At 70.5% G+C, this 18,980-nt stretch carries 20 protein-coding genes, 1 tRNA gene and 1 pseudogene; 10 read left to right on the top strand and 12 right to left on the bottom strand.

The annotated features are described in order from the left end of the window. Positions 1-4 precede the first annotated feature (4 nt). From pgm to ACEN9V_RS07905, 7 genes are all read right to left on the bottom strand, one after another. Positions 5-1,624, bottom strand: coding sequence for a phosphoglucomutase (alpha-D-glucose-1,6-bisphosphate-dependent) (pgm, locus tag ACEN9V_RS07935; protein WP_413602788.1), 1,620 nt, complete (start codon positions 1,622-1,624; stop codon positions 5-7). Between the two features lie 203 nt (positions 1,625-1,827). After that, complete coding sequence (locus ACEN9V_RS07930; RefSeq protein WP_413602787.1) at positions 1,828-2,079, bottom strand: hypothetical protein; 252 nt, start codon at positions 2,077-2,079, stop codon at positions 1,828-1,830. Between the two features lie 122 nt (positions 2,080-2,201). Next, positions 2,202-2,870 (bottom strand): class I SAM-dependent DNA methyltransferase, encoded by a 669-nt coding sequence (locus tag ACEN9V_RS07925; protein ID WP_413602786.1) that lies wholly within the window; start codon positions 2,868-2,870, stop codon positions 2,202-2,204. After that, positions 2,867-3,523 carry a TIGR04282 family arsenosugar biosynthesis glycosyltransferase gene (locus tag ACEN9V_RS07920; RefSeq protein WP_413602785.1) on the bottom strand — a complete coding sequence of 219 codons (657 nt, stop codon included), beginning with the start codon at positions 3,521-3,523 and terminating at the stop codon, positions 2,867-2,869. Before ACEN9V_RS07920 ends, ACEN9V_RS07925 begins: the two co-directional genes overlap by 4 nt. Next, positions 3,520-4,290: a glycosyltransferase family 2 protein gene (locus ACEN9V_RS07915; RefSeq protein ID WP_413602784.1), complete on the bottom strand. Its 771-nt coding sequence runs from the start codon at positions 4,288-4,290 to the stop codon at positions 3,520-3,522. Before ACEN9V_RS07915 ends, ACEN9V_RS07920 begins: the two co-directional genes overlap by 4 nt. 421 nt (positions 4,291-4,711) lie before the next feature. Next, positions 4,712-5,782: an NAD-dependent epimerase/dehydratase family protein gene (locus tag ACEN9V_RS07910; protein WP_413602783.1), complete on the bottom strand. Its 1,071-nt coding sequence runs from the start codon at positions 5,780-5,782 to the stop codon at positions 4,712-4,714. Then, positions 5,779-6,612 (bottom strand): MTAP family purine nucleoside phosphorylase, encoded by an 834-nt coding sequence (locus tag ACEN9V_RS07905; RefSeq protein WP_402728185.1) that lies wholly within the window; start codon positions 6,610-6,612, stop codon positions 5,779-5,781. The genes ACEN9V_RS07910 and ACEN9V_RS07905 overlap by 4 nt, the downstream gene beginning before the upstream one ends. Before the next feature lie 107 nt (positions 6,613-6,719). On the opposite strand from ACEN9V_RS07905, the gene glp reads away from it, so the two are divergent. The 7 genes and pseudogenes from glp (at position 6,720) to ACEN9V_RS07870 (ending at position 11,987) form a co-directional block, all read left to right on the top strand. Next, the gene (gene glp / locus ACEN9V_RS07900; protein ID WP_413602782.1) at positions 6,720-7,937 is read left to right on the top strand and encodes a gephyrin-like molybdotransferase Glp; all 1,218 of its coding nucleotides are present in this window, start codon (positions 6,720-6,722) and stop codon (positions 7,935-7,937) included. Further along, entirely contained in the window at positions 7,934-8,422 is a 489-nt protein-coding gene (gene moaC, locus ACEN9V_RS07895; RefSeq protein WP_413602781.1) for a cyclic pyranopterin monophosphate synthase MoaC, read from the top strand. The genes glp and moaC overlap by 4 nt, the downstream gene beginning before the upstream one ends. After that, on the top strand, positions 8,419-8,946 hold the full coding sequence (locus tag ACEN9V_RS07890) for a MogA/MoaB family molybdenum cofactor biosynthesis protein (protein WP_413602780.1): 528 nt from the start codon (positions 8,419-8,421) through the stop codon (positions 8,944-8,946). Before moaC ends, ACEN9V_RS07890 begins: the two co-directional genes overlap by 4 nt. Then, positions 8,943-9,377, top strand: coding sequence for a molybdenum cofactor biosynthesis protein MoaE (locus ACEN9V_RS07885; protein WP_413602779.1), 435 nt, complete (start codon positions 8,943-8,945; stop codon positions 9,375-9,377). The genes ACEN9V_RS07890 and ACEN9V_RS07885 overlap by 4 nt, the downstream gene beginning before the upstream one ends. Positions 9,378-9,422: 45 nt before the next feature. Beyond that, positions 9,423-9,821: a PLDc N-terminal domain-containing protein gene (locus ACEN9V_RS07880; RefSeq protein WP_413602778.1), complete on the top strand. Its 399-nt coding sequence runs from the start codon at positions 9,423-9,425 to the stop codon at positions 9,819-9,821. 303 nt (positions 9,822-10,124) lie between these two features. Continuing rightward, a pseudogene (locus tag ACEN9V_RS07875) lies at positions 10,125-10,593 on the top strand (ATP-binding cassette domain-containing protein); the annotation flags it as partial. A gap of 359 nt (positions 10,594-10,952) precedes the next feature. Next, entirely contained in the window at positions 10,953-11,987 is a 1,035-nt protein-coding gene (locus ACEN9V_RS07870) for an ATP-binding cassette domain-containing protein (RefSeq protein WP_413603041.1), read from the top strand. Between the two features lie 20 nt (positions 11,988-12,007). On the opposite strand, the gene ACEN9V_RS07865 is transcribed toward ACEN9V_RS07870, so the two are convergent. Beyond that, positions 12,008-12,445, bottom strand: coding sequence for a VOC family protein (locus ACEN9V_RS07865; protein WP_413602777.1), 438 nt, complete (start codon positions 12,443-12,445; stop codon positions 12,008-12,010). A gap of 86 nt (positions 12,446-12,531) precedes the next feature. Here ACEN9V_RS07865 and ACEN9V_RS07860 point away from each other — a divergent pair, with 86 nt between their 5' ends. Then, positions 12,532-13,122 (top strand): GNAT family N-acetyltransferase, encoded by a 591-nt coding sequence (locus ACEN9V_RS07860; protein ID WP_413602776.1) that lies wholly within the window; start codon positions 12,532-12,534, stop codon positions 13,120-13,122. Here the strand turns inward: ACEN9V_RS07860 and ACEN9V_RS07855 are convergent. Next, positions 13,119-13,613, bottom strand: coding sequence for a MarR family winged helix-turn-helix transcriptional regulator (locus tag ACEN9V_RS07855; RefSeq protein WP_402728194.1), 495 nt, complete (start codon positions 13,611-13,613; stop codon positions 13,119-13,121). The two genes, ACEN9V_RS07860 and ACEN9V_RS07855, sit on opposite strands and share 4 nt — an antisense overlap. Before the next feature lie 77 nt (positions 13,614-13,690). Here ACEN9V_RS07855 and ACEN9V_RS07850 point away from each other — a divergent pair. Then, a tRNA-Gln gene (locus ACEN9V_RS07850) sits at positions 13,691-13,762 on the top strand. Between the two features lie 240 nt (positions 13,763-14,002). Here ACEN9V_RS07850 and ACEN9V_RS07845 read toward each other — a convergent pair. Both ACEN9V_RS07845 and ACEN9V_RS07840 read right to left on the bottom strand, forming a co-directional pair. Beyond that, the gene (locus ACEN9V_RS07845; RefSeq protein WP_096897530.1) at positions 14,003-15,826 is read right to left on the bottom strand and encodes a hypothetical protein; all 1,824 of its coding nucleotides are present in this window, start codon (positions 15,824-15,826) and stop codon (positions 14,003-14,005) included. After that, positions 15,823-16,803: a hypothetical protein gene (locus tag ACEN9V_RS07840; protein ID WP_141399079.1), complete on the bottom strand. Its 981-nt coding sequence runs from the start codon at positions 16,801-16,803 to the stop codon at positions 15,823-15,825. The genes ACEN9V_RS07845 and ACEN9V_RS07840 overlap by 4 nt, the downstream gene beginning before the upstream one ends. A gap of 373 nt (positions 16,804-17,176) precedes the next feature. On the opposite strand from ACEN9V_RS07840, the gene ACEN9V_RS07835 reads away from it, so the two are divergent. After that, complete coding sequence (locus ACEN9V_RS07835; protein WP_096897528.1) at positions 17,177-17,746, top strand: helicase associated domain-containing protein; 570 nt, start codon at positions 17,177-17,179, stop codon at positions 17,744-17,746. Positions 17,747-17,751: 5 nt separating this feature from the next. On the opposite strand, the gene ACEN9V_RS07830 is transcribed toward ACEN9V_RS07835, so the two are convergent. After that, positions 17,752-18,654, bottom strand: a complete 903-nt coding sequence (locus tag ACEN9V_RS07830; protein ID WP_141399078.1) for a hypothetical protein — start codon at positions 18,652-18,654, stop codon at positions 17,752-17,754. Between the last annotated feature and the right edge of the window lie 326 nt (positions 18,655-18,980).

Genomic DNA, 18,980 nt, shown 5'->3' with positions numbered 1-18,980 from the left:
GCCGCTACGCGCCGAGCGCGGCGTCGACGATCTCCTTCGCCTCGCGCTGCACCTGCTCCAGGTGCTCCTGGGAGACGAAGCTCTCGGCGTAGATCTTGTAGACGTCCTCGGTCCCGGACGGACGCGCGGCAAACCACGCCTTGTCCGTGACGACCTTGACGCCACCGACCGCCGCGTCGTTCCCCGGTGCCTTCGAGAGCTTCGCGGTGATCGGGTCGCCCGCCAGGGTCTCGGCGGTGATGGCGTCGCCGTCGAGCTTCGACAGCCGTGCCTTCTGCTCCTTGCTGGCCGCCGCGTCGACGCGCTGGTAGACCGGTGCGCCGAAGCGGTCGGTCAGCTCGGCGTAGAGCTGCGAGGGGGTCTTGCCCGTGACCGCGACGATCTCCGACGCCAGGAGCGCCAGGATGATGCCGTCCTTGTCCGTCGTCCACGCGGTGCCGTCGGTGCGGAGGAACGAGGCGCCGGCCGACTCCTCGCCACCGAAGGCCACCGAGCCGTCGATCAGGCCGGGGACGAACCACTTGAAGCCGACCGGGACCTCCCACAGGCGACGGCCGAGGGACTCCGCGACGCGGTCGATGATGCTCGACGAGACCAGTGTCTTGCCGATCGCCGCGTCCTCGCGCCAGGCCGGACGGTGCGCGTAGAGGTACTCGATCGCGACGGCGAGGTAGTGGTTCGGGTTCATCAGGCCGCCGTCGGGCGTGACGATGCCATGCCGGTCGGAGTCCGCGTCGTTGCCGGTCAGCACGTCGAACTCGTCCTTGTGCGCGAGGACCGATGCCATCGCGGACGGGCTCGACGGGTCCATCCGGATCTTGCCGTCCCAGTCGAGCGTCATGAACGACCAGGTCGGGTCGACGTCGGGGTTCACGACGGTGAGGTCGAGGCCGTAGTGGTCGCGGATCGCGTTCCAGTACGGCAGGGATGCGCCGCCGAGCGGGTCGGCGCCGATCTTCACGCCGGCTCGCTTGATCGCCGGGATGTCGATGATGTTCTCGAGGTCCGCGACGTACGTGTGCAGGAAGTCGTAGCGGTCCGGCGTGGCGTGCTCGGTGCGCTTGACCTCGGCGTTGCCGCCCTCGATGATCGCGTTCGCACGGTTCGCGATCCACGACGTGGCGTCGCTGTCCGCGGGACCGCCGTGCGGGGGGTTGTACTTGAAGCCGCCGTCGCGGGGCGGATTGTGGCTCGGCGTGATGACGATGCCGTCAGCGGTGTCCGGGTTGCCCGCGCGGTTGTGGCGGATGATCGCGTGGCTGAGCGCCGGCGTCGGCACGTAGCCGTTCTCGCTGTCCGCGAGGACGTGCACGTCGTTCGCGGCGAGGACCTCGAGCGCGGTGCGTTCGGCCGGGCCGGAGAGCGCGTGGGTGTCGCGGCCGATGAACAGCGGGCCGTCGGTGCCCTGCGACTGCCGGTACTCGACGATCGCCTGCGTGATGGCGGCGATGTGGGTGTCGTTGAACGCGGTGTCGAGTGAGGAGCCGCGGTGCCCCGAGGTGCCGAACACCACCTTCTGCTCGGCGATCGAGACGTCCGGGACACGCTCGTAGTACGCGGCGATGAGGGCGTCGAGGTCGACGAGGTCGTCTGCGGTCGCTGGGGTACCGGCGCGGTCGTTCATGCCTCCATCCTGGCATCGCCGCGGGCGGCGCGCTCAGGTGCGCCGCGCGGTGCGCGCTGGACAGGCGGACGGGAGGATCGTGGCGGGCCCGCCACGAGCCTCCCGTCCGCCACGACGTGAGCGAGCGGCCGCCCCGGCCCGGGTGAAAGGGGGGAAACCCGGGAGAGGGACGACCGCTCGCGGTCAGTGTGCGCCGTGCGCGCTCATGCCGTCCGGAACGAGCCCGTCGCGGTGCGGAACGAACCGGTGGCGGTGCGGTTCGAGGACGTCGACGTACCGGGGCGTGCGGACTGCGTGTCCACGAACCGCCCGAGCCGGCTGCCGGTCGGCACGCCCGTGTAGGTACCCACCGTCTGGTGGGTGCGGGCGGTCGTGCCCGTGTAGCTGCCGAGCTCGTCGCGCTCGCCGAGTCCGGACACGAAGGTGCCGCCGAACGGGAAGGTGCTGTTCGTCATGGTGGTCTCCTCGATGTGTGGTTGGCAGCATCGGGAACGCCGCTGCCGACGAACCTGACGCCGTCGGCTTACGAGGATCACACTACGCCCTTGTCTTGCAGAATGCAAAAGAAGAGCCGGGCTCAGGCGAAGAGCTCGCAGAAGCTCCGTCCGGCGACCGTCCAGCTCTGTCGGGCCACCAGCCCGGCGTCCGCGGCGTGCCGGTGCAGGGCGTCGAGGCCGACCTCGGCCCACGGGAACTCGGCGCTCTCGTGGCCGTCGGTGTCCACCACGCGGGCCCGGTAGGTGCGGTCGGCGGTCGGGTCCGTGTGCGTCTCGACGACGACGCGGCCGCCGGCCCTGACGATGTCGCGGCAGCGCGCGAGGAGTGCGGCGGGGTCGCCCCCGATGCCGATGTTGCCGTCGAGGACGAGGGCGGTGTCCCAGCGTCCCTCGTCGGGGACGGGGTCGAACACGGAGCCCTGGATCGCCCGGCCGCCGGAGCGCTGCGCGATGGCGACGGCCTCGGCGGAGACGTCGACCCCGAGTGCGGGGATGCCGAGCGTGCGCGCCGCGACGAGCATCCGCCCGGGACCGCAGCCGATGTCGATCACGGGGCCGTCGACGTCGTCGAGCAGCGAGCGGTCGACCCGGTCGGCGGCAGCGCTCCACCGTCCGACGTCCATCGTGATGCCGACGCCGGGGCGGTCGGGGTCGGTGAGACGGAGGCGGCCGTCGCTCCGGAGTGCCCGTGCGTAGGGTTCGTCGCCGCCGGTGCCGAAGGTGACAGCGGTCTGGGTGATGTCGCTCATCGGGCGCCTCCGGCGGTGAGTGCGCCGTCCTCGGCGCGCAAGGCGGCGGCGAACCCGGAGTCCGGCGCGAGTCCGGCCACGAGACCGGCATCGTCGATCGTGTCCACGTCGAGCAGCTCGGTGAGCACGCCGACGTCGAGCCCGGCGGTCGTCAGGCGTGCCAGCTGCACGGCACCCGTGTCGTCCTGGGACATCGGGACCCCGCGCAGCAGGTCGCCCGTCGGTTCGCGGAGGTACAGGGACCAGAAGCCGCCGTCCTCGGCCGGACCGAACCAGGCGTCGCGGTCGGGGGCGTCGAGCACGGGTGCGACGTCATCGACCGAGACCTGCGGGGTGTCCATGCCGACCAGCAGCGTGGGTCCGGTCATCGTGTCGAACAGGAAGCCGAGGCGCTCGTCGAGGCCGCCGCCCGGCTGGTGCAGGACGTCGAAACCAGCGGCCGCTCCCGGGACGACCGAGCCGTCGAAGAACAGCACGCGCCGCTCGACGGGCAGTGCGGCGACGGTGCGGAGCGTGTCGTCGAGGCTCGCGCTCGCGACCCGGGCGGCCGCCTCGGGGGAGAGCGCAGGCGTCAGCCGGGTCTTCACCCGGCCGGGCAGACACTCCTTGGCGATCACGACGACCGTGATCGGGGTGGTCGCGGTGACGCTCATGAGCGCACCTCCTCGACGGCGGAGGCTGCGGTGGAACCGGAGGCGGAGGGGGCGGTGGAGCCGGCCGAGCGGCGGACCGGACCCGGCGCGACGGAACGGGTCCGGGCCTCCTGGCGGTACTCGCGCAGCAGGCGCGTCATGTCCCGCACCGCGTTGATCGTGCCGCGGAGCGTTCCGGTGACCTTGCTGTCGCCGACGCGCTGGGCGTAGCCGATGTCGGACTCGTCGACACGCCAGCCGGCGGCGTGGGCGGCGAGGACCATCTCGAGCGGGTAGCCGCTCCGGCGGTCCTGCAGGTCGAGCGCGACGAGGTCCTCGCGGCGCATCACGCGCATCGGGCCGAGGTCGCGCAGGCGGTACCCGGTCGCCCGGTGCATGAGCACGGCGAGGACGCGGTTCGCGAAGCGAGCGTGTGGGGCCCATGCGCCAGGGGTGGTCGGGACGCGGCGGCCGAGTGCCAGGTCGGTGCGGCCCTCCGCGACGCGGCGGACCAGCGGCGGGAGCTCTGCCGGGTCCATCGAGGCGTCGGCGTCGCAGAAGGCGACGTACTCGGCGGTGGCGGCCTCGACGCCGGCGGCGCAGGCGCTGCCGAAGCCGCGGCGGGACTCGGTGACCACGAGGGCCCCGAGCGCGCGTGCGATGTCCGCGGAACCGTCGGTCGAGCCGTTGTCCACCACGATGGCGCGGTAGCCGTCCGGCAGACGACCGATGACCGTCGGCAGGGCATCGGCCTCGTCGAGACAGGGGAGGATGACGTCGACCTTCATGTCCACCATTCGGTGCGGTCGGCCGTTGCGACTGGAGGACGTTGCCATACGCACCACTCAACCGGCGAGTCGCTGGGGATGTGCAGGTCCTTCGTACCCCGTGTCCGGTGCGCGCACAGGAACGGCGCGGCGCGCGGGCCCGGGCCGGCCCCGGGCCCCGCGGGCCCCCGGGCGGGGCGGGCCGCCGGGGCGGGCCGGGCAGGGCCGTCGTCGAGTGGTCACGACTCCCCGCTCAGTTCCGTCGGGCGGTCATGACCTGTCGAGTCCGGGCTTCGCGGGCGACGGCTTGTGACCAGTCAGCGTCACGCGGACGGGGTGTCGTGACCACTCGGCGAGCTCGGCGAGTGGGCGAGTACCGGACGGGAGGCTCGTGGCGGGGCCGTCACGAGCCTCCCGTCCGGTTCGTGGCCGGGACGGCGCGTCAGCGCACGGCTGCGCGGAGCGGCGCGTCCGCGAACTCGCGCATGCCGCGCTCGAAGTCGATCTCGGCGCGCCAGCCGAGCTCGTCCGCGATCCGCGCGGACGACGCCGTGACGTGCCGGACGTCACCGAGCCGGTACTCGCCGGTGACGACGGGAGTGAGCCCGGCCGTCCCCGCGATCGCCGCGGCCATGTCGCCGATCGTGTGCACGGTGCCCGACCCGACGTTGTACGCGCGGAACGAGTCCGGGTCCATGGAGTCGGTCGCCCCGATCGACGCGAGGTTCGCTCCGGCGACGTCGTCCACGTGCACGAAGTCACGACGCTGGGCGCCGTCCTCGAAGACGCGAGGGGCCTCGCCGCGGGCGATGGCGCTCCTGAACAGCGAGGCAACACCGGCGTAGGGGGTGTTCGCGGGCATGCCCGGTCCGTACACGTTGTGGTAGCGGAGCGCGACCGCGCGGCCGCCGGTGGCGCGGGCCCACGACGACGCGAGGTGCTCCTGCGCGACCTTCGTCTGCGCGTACACGTTGCGGGGGTCGAGCGCGGCGGACTCGTCGATGAGCCCGGGGACGAGCGGCTCGCCGTCCGGTCCGATCGGGTCGAAGCGGCCGGCGTCGAGGTCCTCGCGGCGACGAGCAGGCGGACGCATCGGCGTGCCGTCGGAGGTCGTGTACGCGCCCTCGCCGTAGACGACCATCGAGCTCGCGACGACGAGCCGGCCGATGCCGGACCGGTCCATGCCGGCGAGCACGTGGGCGGTGCCGGCGTCGTTGCTCGAGACGTAGTCAGGGGCGTCCTGGAAGTCGACGCCGAGACCGACCTTCGCGGCCTGGTGGCACACCACGTCGACGCCGTCGAGTGCGGCTTCGAGGGCCACCCGATCGCGGACGTCGCCGTGCACGAACGCGATGCCGCGCCGCTCGTGGTCGGCGACGACGTCGGCGGGGTCCCCGTGCACGTCGGCGCGGAGGGAGTCGAGCACCCGCACCTCGTGGCCGTCGGCCAGGGCGCGGCGTACGATCGCGGAGCCGATGAAGCCCGCGCCGCCGGTGACGAGCAGGCGGGTCATGCCGTCCTCGCGATGATCGTGGCGCTCGCCGCTGCCGGGACGAGTTCCCGCGGCGTGAAGTCGTCCGGGATCGAACCGACGATGCTCCCGATCGCGCCGACGATGACCTCGTTCGCGCGGGCGAGGCGTTCCATCACGAGGGCGTGGGTCACGGGTGCCTCGGTGCTCCTCGCTGCGTCGGCTTCGCTCGGCGCCAGCCCCGCGTCCGCGTCCGTCACGAACGACAGGTTCACCGTGCCGATCCCGAGCTCGGCAGCCAGGGGGACCTCCGGCGTCATCGTCATGTTGATCGTGTGCCCGCCGGCCTCGCGCATCCACACCGACTCGGCTCGGGTCGAGAACCGCGGCCCCTGGATGACGACACAGGTGCCGGTCGGTCGGAACGGGACGTCCAGTGCGGCGACCGCGTCGACGGCGACCCGACGGAGGACGGGGTCGAACGGGTCGGCGAACGACAGGTGCTGCACCTGGTCCTCGAAGAACGTGTCGGCGCGGCCCCAGGTCCGGTCGATGAGCTGGTCCGTCACCACGAAGGTCCCGGGGGCGTAGTCGGGGTGCAGGCCGCCGACGGCGCTCGACGACACGATCGCGCGGACGCCGAGGGACCGCAGCGCCCAGACGTTCGCGCGGTGGTTGATCAGGTGCGGTGCCACCGAGTGCTCGCGGCCGTGCCGGGTGAGGAACGCGACGCGCTTGCCCGCCATCGTCCCCACGGTGACGGGGGAGGAGGTCGGCCCGAAGGGCGTCTCCACGTCCATCTCGTCGGCGGTTCCCGGTGCGAACAGCTCGTACAGGCCGGAGCCGCCGATCACACCGATGGTCGCGGTCACGTCGTTCTCCACAGGTCCTCCGAATCGTCCAGGGCGCGCGATGCGCGCTCGTTACGCTACTGACACGCGCCCGTCCGGGCCCGCATCGAACTCATTCGGAGGCCCCCGTGCGAACGATCGGTCAGCACCGCGACGACGTGGAAGCGTTGATCGCGCCGGTCCTGTCGCTCGGACAGGAGGCACGACTCGTCGACGACCTCGCCGCCGACACCGGCGCAGGGCACGGCTACCGCGTGCTCGGTCGTGCCGTCGTCGCACCTGGTCCGCTGCCGGCGTTCGACAACAGCCAGATGGACGGGTTCGCGGTGCGGTCCGGAGATGCCGGGACGACGCTGCGCGTCGTGTCGCCGATCGCCGCCGGGGTCGTCCCGGTGCCGTTGCTCGCCGGGGAAGCCGCCCCGATCATGACCGGGGCGCGGATCCCGGACGGTGCCGATGCGGTGTTCCCGGTCGAAGCCACGCCGCCCGGGTCCTTCCCCGCGGCACTCGCCCTCACCGAGGTCGAGGTCCCCGCCGACCTCACCGCCGGCACCTTCGTCCGGACCGTCGGCTCCGACCTCGCCGCGGGTGCGGTCGTCGTCGACGCCGGAGCGCCGCTCACGCCGGCGGTGCTCGGGGCGCTCGCCGCTGCCGGTGTCGACCGGGTCGAACTCGTCAGACGCCCCAGGGTGCTCGTCGTGTCCACGGGATCCGAACTCGGTGGCGACGGCGGGGCCGCGATCAACGACGCGAACGGCATCGCGCTGCGGGCCGCGCTCGCAGAGGTCGGGGCCGAGTCCCGCGTGGTGCGCGTCCCCGATGACGAAGCCCGGTTCCTCGCCGCGCTCGACGACGCCGTGGGGGACTGGGCCGACCTCGTCCTGACGACGGGCGGGATCAGCGCCGGTGCGTACGAGGTCGTCCGGCAGGCGCTCGGGCCCCGTGGCCTCGCCGTGACGCCGGTCGCGATGCAGCCCGGTGGTCCGCAGGCCTTCGGCACCGTCACGATCGCCGGGCGTCCGGTTCCGGTCGTCTCCTTCCCGGGGAACCCGGTGTCGGCGCTCGTCTCGTTCGAGGTCTTCCTGCGCCCCGTCCTCGCCCGCGCCGCACGGATGCCCGACACCCGCCCGACACAGGTGCTCCCCGCGGCGTCGTCAGCGGTCTCGCCGGACGGCAAGCACCAGGTCCGCCGCGGCACCGTGGTCGACGGGGCCGTGCGCTTCGTCGGCGGCCCGAGCTCGCACCTCCTCGCCCACTACGCCGACGCCACCCACCTGGTCCACGTGCCCATCGGCACGGCAGCCGTCGAACCCGGCGACCCCCTCACCGTCTGGAGCATCCGATGACCGACCCGTCCGACTCGTCCGACCTCTCCCACGTCCGGGCAGACGGCAGCGCGCACATGGTCGACGTCTCCGCGAAGGACGTCACCGACCGCTCGGCCACCGCGACAGCGACCCTCGTCACCCGGCCCGACGTCGTGACCAGGATCCTCGACGGGTCGCTGCCCAAGGGCGAGGTCATCGGCACCGCCCGGATCGCGGCGATCATGGCCGTGAAGAAGACCTCCGACCTGATCCCGCTCTGCCACCCGCTGCCCATCGCCGGCGTCCAGGTCGACATCACCGGGGCGGACGACCGCGTGGTGGTCGAGGTGTCGGTGCGCACCACCTCGCGGACGGGCGTCGAGATGGAAGCCCTGACCGGGGCGAGCGTCGGCGCGCTGACCGTGTACGACATGGTGAAGGCCGTTGACCGAGCGGCGACCATCACGGACGTCCGGGTGCTCGAGAAGCACGGCGGACGATCAGGGGACTGGAGCGCACGATGACCGCAGCGCCGAATCGAGCGGAACCGACGAGGGGCCGCGCGGTCGTGGTCGTCGTGTCGACACAGGCCGCCGCCGATCCCGCCCTCGACCGCACGGGTCCCGTCATCGCCGGGTGGCTCCGCGAGCGCGAGTTCACCGTCCCGGAGCCCGTCATCGTCGCGGACGGCGGCCCCGTCGCCGAGACCGTGACCAGTGAGCTCCTCGCCGATGCGCGCGTCGTCATCACCACCGGCGGCACCGGGGTCACCCCGACCGACCGCACCCCGGAAGCCGTGGCACCGCTCCTCGACCTCGAGCTCCCGGGCGTCATCGAGGAGATCCGCCGCCGGGGACTGGCGGGGGCCGGGCCGACGGCGCTCCTCAGCCGCGGGGTCGCCGGCATCGCCTCAGGGGGAGCATTCGTCGTCACGCTGCCCGGGTCGCGCGGCGGTGTCGCTGACGGGCTCGCCGTGCTCGACGGGCTGCTCGACCACGTCCTGGCACAGGTGCACGGCGAGGGACACGCGCCGCGGAGCGCCTCGTGACCGGCGGCACGGATCGTGTGGTGCTCGCGGACGTCGTCGACCGAACCATCGGCGTGGACGAGGTCGCTGCGGTCGTCGCCACCGACCAGGACGGCGCCGTGGTGACCTTCGCGGGCGTCGTGCGCGACCACGACGACGGCAAGGGCGTCACCGCACTGCACTACGAACGGCACCCGAGTGCCGGTGACGTCATCGCCGAGGTCGCGGCAACGATCGCCGCCGAGCACCCCGAAGTCCGGATCGCCGTCCTGCACCGGGTCGGGTCCCTCGGCGTCGGGGACGTCGCACTCGCCGCGGCCGTGTCCTCCGCACATCGCGGGCATGCGTTCGCGGCGTGCGGGGCGCTCATCGACCTCGTCAAGGAACGGGTGCCGATCTGGAAGCACCAGCGCTTCACGGACGGCTCCGACGAGTGGGTGGCGTCCCTCTGACGCGGGCGTAGCGCTGACTCCAAGGCGTTCCATAGAATCCGGGACATGAGCGTGCTGTTGCCCGGGCTGACGATCGTCCTGCTGGTGTTCGCCCTGATCGACATCCTGACGAAGACCGACGACCAGATCCGCGGGCTGCCGAAGATCGCGTGGGTGATCCTCGTCGTGCTGGTCCCCGTCGTCGGCAGCATCGTGTGGTTCGCGATCGGGCACGACTGGGCGCCGGGCGACCGGAACCACGGCCGGTACATCGAGCCCACCCGCCACGAGGACCAGTACGCCTCCCTCGGGCACGCCCGGGCAGCGCACGGCGACCGGCGGGTGACCACCACCGAGCAGGAACTCGCGGACCTCGATCGCGAGATCGAGTACTGGGAGGCGAAGGCGCGCCTGAAGCGTGCCAAGGAGGCCGCCGGCGAGGGCGAGCCGACTCAGGGGAGCTGACCCGAGCCTCCCGTCCGGTGCCCGGGCGCGCGCCCGCGCCGCCCGCCTGCCGCGCCCGCCCGCGCCGCCACTCGCGGACTGACCCCGAACGACGAGGTCGCTGTCGTACGACAACGATCCTGTCGCTCCCACGCGCGTGCAACAGTTGCGGGCGCGCGGTTGCGACGACGTCGATGTCGTACGACAGCGATCCTGTCGTTCCGAGTCGGCACCCGCACCCGTCGCTCGGCGCCCGCACCCGCACCCGCACCCGTCGCCCGCACCCCGCACCCCGCACCCACCCGCGCCACCTACCCTTGACGCGTGGCACATCTCCTCGGCGCCGAGAACCTGCATCTCGAGTTCCCCACCCGCACCGTCTTCGACAGCGTCACCATCGGCATCGACGAGGGTGACCGCATCGGCGTCGTCGGCCGGAACGGCGACGGCAAGTCGACGCTCCTCAGCCTGCTCGCGAAGCGCCTCGAACCCGACACCGGCCGCGTGACGCACCGCGGCGGCGTGACGGTCGGCGTGCTCGACCAGCGCGACGCCCTGCCCGAGGGCCAGACCGTCGGCGCCGTCGTCGTCGGCGACCGCGAGGAGCACGAGTGGGCCGGCGACCCGAAGATCCGCGACGTCATCGGCGGACTCGTCTCCGACATCCCGTGGGACATCCCCGTCGACGACCTCAGCGGTGGACAGCGCCGCCGTGTCGCCCTCGCGCGCCTGCTCGTCGGCGACTGGGACGTGCTGTTCCTCGACGAGCCCACGAACCACCTCGACGTCGAGGGCATCCAGTGGCTCGCCGAGCACATCAACCGGCGCTGGTCGCCGAGCCAGGGCGGACTCGTCGTCGTGACGCACGACCGGTGGTTCCTCGACGCCGTGTCGACCGACACGTGGGAGGTCCACGACGGCATCGTCGAACCCTTCGAGGGCGGCTACGCGGCCTACATCCTGCAGCGCGTCGAGCGTGACCGGCAGGCCGCCGCGAGCGAGCAGCGCCGCCAGAACCTGGCGCGCAAGGAGCTCGCGTGGCTCCGCCGCGGCGCCCCCGCCCGGACGAGCAAGCCGAAGTTCCGCATCGACGCGGCGAACGCCCTCATCGACGACGTCCCGCCGATCCGCGACACCGTCGCCCTGTCGCAGATGGCCACAGCGCGCCTCGGCAAGGACGTCGTCGACCTGATCGACGCCGGCGTGACCTTCCCCGGCGCGCCGGAGCCGACGATCCGGAGCATCGAGTGGCGCATCGCACCGGGGGAGCGGACGGGCATCCTCGGACCGAACGGCGCCGGCAAGTCGACGCTCCTCGGCCTGGTCTCGGGGCGCATCCAGCCCACCAGCGGGCGGGTGAAGACGGGCAAGACCGTGCAGGTCGCGGTCCTCGACCAGCAGCTCGCGGACCTGCAGCAGTACGCGGACGACCGCGTCCGGGAGGTCGTCGCCCGCAAGAAGACCAGCTACGTCGCCGACGGCAAGGAGATGACGCCGTCACAGCTCCTGGAGCGCCTGGGCTTCACGTCGGAGCAGCTCTCCACGCCCGTTCGCGACCTCAGCGGTGGGCAGAAGCGTCGCCTGCAGCTCATGCTCATCCTGCTCGACGAGCCGAACGTGCTCATCCTCGACGAGCCGACGAACGACCTCGACACCGACATGCTCGCCGCGATGGAGGACCTCCTCGACACCTGGCCGGGCACCCTGCTGGTCGTGAGTCACGACCGGTACCTCCTCGAGCGGGTCACCGACCAGCAGTACGCCGTGCTCGGCGGGCACCTCCGGCACCTGCCGGGCGGCGTCGACGAGTACATGCGGCTCCGGGCGTCCGGTACCGGCGGGTCCACGGCTTCAGCGGCTGCCGCCGCGACGGCCGGGAGGCCCGACACGGCCGGGGCGGGCTCGTCGCCCGCTCCTGGGGCCGGGTCCAGTGCGTCGGGTGCGTCGGGTGCGTCCGGCTTGTCCGGTGCCGATCGTCGCGCCGCGGAGAAGGAGATGTCGGCGCTCGATCGCCGCATCGCCCGCGTGGGTGCCGACCGCCAGACGGTGCTCGACCTGTTCGCCGCGCACGACCAGTCCGACTACGCCGGGCTGGGGGAGCTGCAGACGAAGCTCGCGACGCTCGAGGCCGAGATCGAGCAGCTCGAGGAGCGCTGGCTCGAGGTCGCCGAGCAGCTCGGGGTGTAGCGGTCCGGGTTCGAGCCCCGTTACTCGGGCATGGCGTCGGACGGCGCGCCCATGCCCGGGTTCGCGACGACCTCCCAGAGGTGCCCGTCCGGGTCCTGGAAGAAGCCGGAGTACATGCCCCACGGGCGTGTGTACGGCGGCTCGAGCATGGTCGCACCAGCCGCCCGGGCCCGTTCGAGGAACGCGTCCGCGTCGGCTCGAGACTCCACGAAGTGGCCGATCGTGGCGCTCGGGTCGGTCCCGAGTTCCACGCTCGAGTCCTTCCGCATGTCGTCCCGGCCGTAGACGGACACGATCAGCCCGTCGTCGAGCGTGAACATCGCCGTCGCACCACCCGCGACGGTGTCGGTCGGGGCGTACTCGGTGCCGATGATGCCGCTGCCCTCGGAGCCGAAGAGCGCGGTGTAGAACGCGGCCGATCGCTCGAGGTCGGCGACGGCGAGGGTGATGGCGTGCATGCGCCGCAGCGTAGTCGCGGCGCCGACTGGTCGTGACGCCGGCGCCCGCCGGTCCGGGCGGTCGTTCGCTCTGGCAGAGTCGAGGCATGACGTGGAACGGGGCCGACGCGCAACGGTACGGAGCGACGCTGCTCGAGGGGGGCCGTGTCCGGCTCCGCGCACTCGAGGACGACGACCTGCCCGACCTGGTGCGCTGGTGGCAGGACCCGGAGTGGGCCGTGCTGCAGCAGGTCATCGTGCGGCCCCGGCCCGCCGAACCGATCGCCGAGCAGTTCCGCAGCTGGAGCGGCAACGGCGGCGCCGGATCCGTCGGCTTCAGCGTCGTCGACCGCCCGACCGGGATGCTCGTCGGCCACGTGACGCTCTTCGGCGCGACCCTCCCCGTCCGTGCCGCCACCCTCGCCGTGATGATCGGGAGCGAGCACGTCGACCAGGGCTACGGGACGGAGGCGGTCCGGCTGATCACGGCCCACGGGTTCCGCGAGATGGGCCTCAACCGCATCGAGATCCGCGTCCACGCGTTCAACGAACGCGCGCGAGCCGTGTACGCACGGTCGGGGTACCAGCAGGAGGGCGTGCGTCGCGACGCCACCTTCCACGACGGTCGCTTCCACGACGAGATCGTGATGTCCGCGCTCGCCCGCGAGTGGCAGGAGCCGCCGGTGCGTCCGGTCTAGTCGCCGAGCCCGAGTATGAGGCGTCGGAGGAGCCCCGCGAGCTGGTCCTGCTCGTCGTCGGACACTCCGGCGAGGATGTCCCGCTCCGCGCCGAGCAGGTCCGCGATCGCCGAGTCCACCGCGCTCCGACCGGCATCGGTGAGGGACACGAGGATGCCGCGGCCGTCCCTCGGGTCGGTCCGTCGTGCCACGAGCCCGCGTGCCGTCAGACGGTCCACCCGGTTCGTCATCGTGCCGCTCGACACCAGGGTCTGCTGCAGGAGCGTCTTCGGGCTCAGCTCGTAGGGCGCACCAGCACGCCGCAGTGCCGACAGCACGTCGAACTCCCACGGCTCCATGCCGCTCGCGTCGAACGCCGCCCGGCGTGCTCGGTCGAGGTGCCTGGCGAGCCGGTCCACCCGCGACAGCACCTGCAGCGGGGCGAAGTCGAGGTCGTCGCGCTGCCGCCCCCACGCCGCGACGATCCGGTCGACCTCGTCCTCATGCGGCATCCCTCCATCTTGGCCGAAGGCCGCGCGCACGGCCACCGTTCCGGCCATGGGAGGATGGACGGGCCCTCCGTGGGCGTTCCGCCTTGGTGTAATGGCAGCACGACGGCCTTTGGTGCCGTTAGGTCCGGGTTCGAATCCTGGAGGCGGAGCTGTGGGGTGTTCGGAGTTTTCGGCGATCTCAGTCGGAATATTCGGGCGTGACAGCAGGCCGAGGTGGAAAACCGCGTTCAGCTCCGCTCCCAGGGTCGCTCGTCCTGTCCCGACGACCGCTGGGGAGCGTACCGCGACGCGTGCCTTGGTCTGCGTTCGCTTCGAGGAACGACGAATACCCCCTGCCGGACGTGGCGAGGGGGAGTTCAGGGTCTATGAAGTTTGGAGGCGCGGGCTCGTCAGTCCAGTAGTTGGAACTCTGGTAGCTGCGCGATTGCGTTGAAGCCGTTTCGAGAGTCGTGCTCGTCGAGGGTCAGGGTGCTCAGGCCGGCCTCGAACAGGGCGGGGCTGGTGTTGTTCATGCGGTTGATGGGCGCGAGGCTCAGTCGCTCCTTCAGCCACTCGATGATGCGAGCGAGGTTTGCGCTTGCAGCTGCAAAAGCGGCAGCGAGCTCGACAAACCAGGGTCCGCGGACGCGACGCTTCATAGCCACTCCGAGGGCTTCGCGATCGGCGTCTTTGAGGCGCGAGTTGCCGTTCTCGACATTGTTGCGCTGGCCGAACCAGGCACGCTGCTCGTCGGAACCGTACTCGAACTCCTGGTGGTACTTCAGGTGGCGCTGATTCAACACACCCGGGCGATTGCTGAGGTTGCCCGGGACCTTGACGGTCTTCCCAGGCACTTTGAGTTCCACGACTTCGCCGGATTCGGGATCGAACTCGACCTCATCGCTCTTGAACGTGGGATAGGTGTACTGCCGGGCGCCCGTCTGGTCGAAGTTGCTGCGCGGCTTCAGATGGTACTTGCTGCGCGAGTTTCGACGCTTCGTCGCGAGTGCCTCGGCCTCAGCGCGAGCGGCGCTTTGCGCTTCTTCCGGTAACTCTTCAATGGCGGCAAGTCGTGCCTGGTGAGTTTGTTCGAGGAAGACGAGGGTTGAGGGCATGCATGCCATGTACCAGTTGCCGCCCACCATGATGAGCTTGTGACGGCCGTCTTTGCTGTTGTAGGACGCCTGGATGCCGAGTTCGGTCGTCTTGTAGTCCATAACGACCTTGACGCCAGCTTTCGCGAGCGGCCCTTGGAGGTCCTGAACTCGGGCGCCGGGGAAGTACGCGCGGTCGCCGATGAGTGTCTTGACGTCGATTCCGCGCGAGCGCATCGAGTTGTAGAGGTGCAGCCCGTGTCCGCGAGTCTTGCCCGGCTTGTGCCCGCTGGTCGCGAGGAACAGGAGCGGGTATGTGAAGTCGCTTTCAGCAGGGTCGCGAGTCATGACCGCGAACTCGACCTCCCAGCCGAACTTGCGCTTGCTCTTCTTGACTCCGGACCCGTCGTGATCGCCATCGCGCGTGTACCACCCGCAGTCGAAGTTCACCGAAACCGTATCGTTCGGGCCGATTGTCTTGTCACCCTTCTGGCTGCCGGAGACCTCCGCAAAGGTGGCGTCGATGGCGACAGCGCCCTTGAACCGTCGGCGGACGTCCCTCGGCAGGAAGTTGACCGAGCCGTCAATGAGGAGGTTCGTGAGCTCGAGCATTCGCGCGTGCCGTTTGGCCATCTGCTTACGCTCTCGACTCGCGACGAGGAGGTCGTAGTCCTTCTTCAGCATTCGCTCGCCCCGCTTGCCGGGGTGTCGGTCAGTGAGGGTTCGCAGGCGCTGGATCGCCTCCCAGAGGCGGCGGTACTGCGTAGCCTGGTGCGGAGAGAAATGAAGGATGCCAACGGCTTCGCGTTGCCGAACGGTCAAGGACATCGCGACTTCGGTCATCTTCTTGATGCTGACGCTTCGTCGAGCTCGCATCGTCACGAACATCAACTTCAGAAGGCTTGCTTCTGAGAAGAGTGCGCGACGTCCTCGATTCGAGCGACGTTCCTCACGCCGCCACTCCATCACTCGTTCTTCAATCGCTGCGCGGCTGAACAGGAGAACCGCCTCGTGGACAGCGAGTTCGAGTGGAACCACTTCGCCGACGCGCATGTACTTCCCCATAGGCACACCGAAGGCTTCGAGCATGAATCGCTCAGCATCTTCGTAGTCGTGGTGCTTGGGAAGCGGCGCGGTCATCGTGCCACCTCCGCGCGGAGCTGGCTTCGGTAGGAGTCGGTGTCCAGTGCCGGGACATGGGCGACGAGTTGGTCGAGGTGTTCGAACTTCGTGACGCCGGCGGCGGTCATGAGAGCGCGCATGTCGGTGCGGGCAATGAGGTGGGTGATGAGCCAGGTGTTCCGCATGCGGGTGGTGACGGGACCTGGTTCGTTGCCGCGGTCTGTGTCGTAGAGGAACGTGGTGAGCGTACTGATGCCGTGCTTGACCCGCTTCGGCGACCCGAATACCCAGTGCTCCGGCTCGACCTCGGCAATGGAGTTGAGCAGGAGCGTCTCAAATCGGGCCAGGAGCGGAACGGTCCGGGCTCCCGCCGTGACGGTGACGAGGACACCCTCGGCGTCAGCGACGATGTCGCGGCGGCGGACCTGGAGGAGCTCGTTCGCTTTGAGCCCCGCTCCAGCGCAGAGCGCGAGGACGACGCCGGCGCTGCGCCGTCGTGCCGCGGTCGACTGGCCCGTCGCCCAGCTCTCGAGGAGGTGCAGGTCGAGGTCGTCGTAGGGTGCTGCGGTGTTCTGCGGAGCCGTCGGCGCGAACTCCAGCGGCACCTCGCCGACGAGGACCTCGGACATGCGCATCAGAGCGGACCGGTACGTGCGACGCGTGGTGTCCGACCAGGTGACGTCGGTCCGGGTGATGTAGCGCCGGATGATGACGGGGTGGAACACGACGGCGGTCTTCGCCGGGTATCCGTTGACGTTGATGACCCAGTCGACGAACGGTGCCGCAACGACGATGAGCCGGTCGGCGGGCTGAGCAATGGATGCTGCCGCGTCGGCCACTGCGCTGACTACGAAGTCCCGGACAACGCTCCATCGGTCGTCCGCGAACGTCGCGACGTACTTCACCAGTGTTCCTCCGCGTGCGAGGAACGACAAGAGGGCGCGCAGCATCGCGGCGATGTACTGACGCAACGAGCGGAGGATCTGGCTAGGCATGCCCGGCCTATGCAGGCGCAGTGAGATGAGCTGTGGGAAAGCGCTCCAGATTCTGATCTCGTTGCCTGCCGATCCGCGTGCCCGCACGGATCGGCGGGTACCGCCGCCGATGCGAACGGACGCGTGATGCCGGGCGTGTCGCCGCTTGCTTGCGCACGCGACGGTGACGTCGGCGTCGTACGCGTGACGCTCGCGATGTGCATGCGATCCGGGCGGCTCTCTGCTTCGGGGACTCAGAAAACGTAGTGATCTTCGCGGCCGGATTGGTCCTGTTTGCGGACCCCGCTCGTCCGCGACCCGCGCGTCCTCCAAGATCACGCCCGTTCCGCGCATACCCCCTCCGAGGCCGACCGCCGGCCTCGGAGAGGACCACATGCCCGCCCCGACCACGGCGCTCGCAGCGCTCCACGCCGAGTACTCCGACCACGCAACGCAGTCAGCCCTGACGCTCACCCTCGACCAACGACGCGGCGTCGCGTTCTACCTCGCCGACACCGATGACGCCGTCGAGGTTGAATCCTTCGTACGACGCTGGACCGACCGAGTGCACGACCTCGACGACTTCGTCGACAAGCACGGACGGATGCCCCGCGCCGACTCGACCCGTCCTCGCCCTGCGACCGCCGAACAGACCCTCGTTGACACCCTTACGTACTTCCGGCAGGTCGGCGCTGCGGGCGGCTACTGCTCGTACCAGGTTCGACGACTTGAAGCGGTGCCGGGCTTCGCCTGGAACCCCCGTGACGCGCAGTGGTCGTCGATGCTCGCCGCGCACCAGCAGTTCTGGGTTGATCATCAGCGACCGCCGCGTCGTCGCGCGACCGACCCTGCCGAGGTGACGATCGGACGGTGGGTTGCCCAGCAACGAGCCCAGCACGCCCGCGGCCGCCTGCTGCCCGAACGCGAACAGCAGCTCCGGGCAGCACGGTTCCGGGTCCTCTGACGGCGTTACCGAACTTCGCGAGCCTCAGCGAGGATCCGTCGACGGTGCTCGGAAGCGTCCATCGTCGGAATGTGCCGCAGGGACGTGACCAAGTGCTCCGGCTTGCGCAGTCCGCCGGCAGCCATGAGCTCCCCGACGTGCGTGCCGCCAGCGAGGTGCGTAGTGATCCACGTAGCGCGCATTCGCGTGGGGACTGGCTTCGGCTCGTTGCCGAAGTCGGTGTGATTGATGAACGGCGTGACGAAGTTGTAGGTCGCCTTTCTGTCCTCCCCGCCAAGCACCCATGCGTCGTCCGGCACGTCCGCGAGGGAGTCGATGAGGAGCTGTTCCCATCGTTCGAGCACAGGTACCGACCTCGGCCTTCCGCCCTGGACGTCGACGAGCGCTCCGTCACGGTCAACGAGCACGTCGCTCCGCCGCAGCTGCTGCATCTCCCACGGGTCAAGCCCAGCACCTGCTCCCAGGGCGAGGACTGCGCCAGCACCTCGACGTCGCAGTGCCGTCGACTGCCCAAGCGCCCAGGTCTCGAGCAGGTTCATTTCGAGGTCGGTGTACGGGGCGGTAACGGACTGCCCGTTCAACGGCGCAAACTCGATCGGTCCCTCGTCGGGGAGGACGACCTCCGAGATCCGGAGCAGAAAGGACCGGTAGTCGCGGAGCGTCTTATCCTTGAGGTGGAGGTCGTCGCGGGAGATGTACCGGCGGATCAGCACCGGGTGGAACACGTTCGCGACCTTCTGCATCCCGTTGATGTGGACGACCCAGTCAACGTACGGCGTCACCGCGACCATCAGCCGCTCAGCGAGGTAGGCACACGCGGGCGCGACGAGCGCGACAGCGTCCAGCACGAACGGCTCGATGTTGGCCCACCGGTCGGTGGGAACCGACTGGCTCCGGTACTTCCGCATCGCGTGGAGGGGCTCTGGGCGAAGCTGCGCGATAAGAGTCCCGTTGTCTGGGTTTGAGCTTCGGGCACCGAGCGTTGAGTCCCCGAGGATGAGCGGCTCGGGTTCCCAACATTGGACGTGCGAGCAGTGCTCGACGGGACCTTGACGTGGGAACGGACGGCCGAACGCGGCGCCCATCGGCCGCCCCAGGGCGGTCGCGGACGTGATGGTCTCCTGGTTCGGCACGACGAGGTGCTCGGTTGAACTCGGTGAGCGGAGCGCCGCTCGAACGGCGGAAGGGAGCGAAGGCATGCCACGGCTATGCCTGACGGCCGCGCCTTGACGTG

The sequence above is a fragment of the Curtobacterium sp. Curtsp57 genome (genome assembly GCF_047324335.1).
Classification (GTDB): domain Bacteria; phylum Actinomycetota; class Actinomycetes; order Actinomycetales; family Microbacteriaceae; genus Curtobacterium.
The sequence above is the reverse complement of the archived record's forward strand: the minus strand, read 5'-3'. Positions and strand labels throughout refer to the sequence as shown.

Excerpts from the sequence above, each read along its gene's own strand:
- pgm (WP_413602788.1), bottom strand. The coding sequence starts at position 1,624 with ATGAACGACCGCGCCGGTACCCCAGCGACCGCAGACGACCTCGTCGAC.
- ACEN9V_RS07930 (WP_413602787.1), bottom strand. The coding sequence starts at position 2,079 with ATGACGAACAGCACCTTCCCGTTCGGCGGCACCTTCGTGTCCGGACTC.
- ACEN9V_RS07925 (WP_413602786.1), bottom strand. The coding sequence starts at position 2,870 with ATGAGCGACATCACCCAGACCGCTGTCACCTTCGGCACCGGCGGCGAC.
- ACEN9V_RS07920 (WP_413602785.1), bottom strand. The coding sequence starts at position 3,523 with ATGAGCGTCACCGCGACCACCCCGATCACGGTCGTCGTGATCGCCAAG.
- ACEN9V_RS07915 (WP_413602784.1), bottom strand. The coding sequence starts at position 4,290 with ATGAAGGTCGACGTCATCCTCCCCTGTCTCGACGAGGCCGATGCCCTG.
- ACEN9V_RS07910 (WP_413602783.1), bottom strand. The coding sequence starts at position 5,782 with ATGACCCGCCTGCTCGTCACCGGCGGCGCGGGCTTCATCGGCTCCGCG.
- moaC (WP_413602781.1), top strand. The coding sequence starts at position 7,934 with ATGACCGACCCGTCCGACTCGTCCGACCTCTCCCACGTCCGGGCAGAC.
- ACEN9V_RS07890 (WP_413602780.1), top strand. The coding sequence starts at position 8,419 with ATGACCGCAGCGCCGAATCGAGCGGAACCGACGAGGGGCCGCGCGGTC.
- ACEN9V_RS07880 (WP_413602778.1), top strand. The coding sequence starts at position 9,423 with ATGAGCGTGCTGTTGCCCGGGCTGACGATCGTCCTGCTGGTGTTCGCC.
- ACEN9V_RS07870 (WP_413603041.1), top strand. The coding sequence starts at position 10,953 with ATGGCCACAGCGCGCCTCGGCAAGGACGTCGTCGACCTGATCGACGCC.
- ACEN9V_RS07865 (WP_413602777.1), bottom strand. The coding sequence starts at position 12,445 with ATGCACGCCATCACCCTCGCCGTCGCCGACCTCGAGCGATCGGCCGCG.
- ACEN9V_RS07860 (WP_413602776.1), top strand. The coding sequence starts at position 12,532 with ATGACGTGGAACGGGGCCGACGCGCAACGGTACGGAGCGACGCTGCTC.
- ACEN9V_RS07855 (WP_402728194.1), bottom strand. The coding sequence starts at position 13,613 with ATGCCGCATGAGGACGAGGTCGACCGGATCGTCGCGGCGTGGGGGCGG.
- ACEN9V_RS07845 (WP_096897530.1), bottom strand. The coding sequence starts at position 15,826 with ATGACCGCGCCGCTTCCCAAGCACCACGACTACGAAGATGCTGAGCGA.
- ACEN9V_RS07840 (WP_141399079.1), bottom strand. The coding sequence starts at position 16,803 with ATGCCTAGCCAGATCCTCCGCTCGTTGCGTCAGTACATCGCCGCGATG.
- ACEN9V_RS07835 (WP_096897528.1), top strand. The coding sequence starts at position 17,177 with ATGCCCGCCCCGACCACGGCGCTCGCAGCGCTCCACGCCGAGTACTCC.
- ACEN9V_RS07830 (WP_141399078.1), bottom strand. The coding sequence starts at position 18,654 with ATGCGGAAGTACCGGAGCCAGTCGGTTCCCACCGACCGGTGGGCCAAC.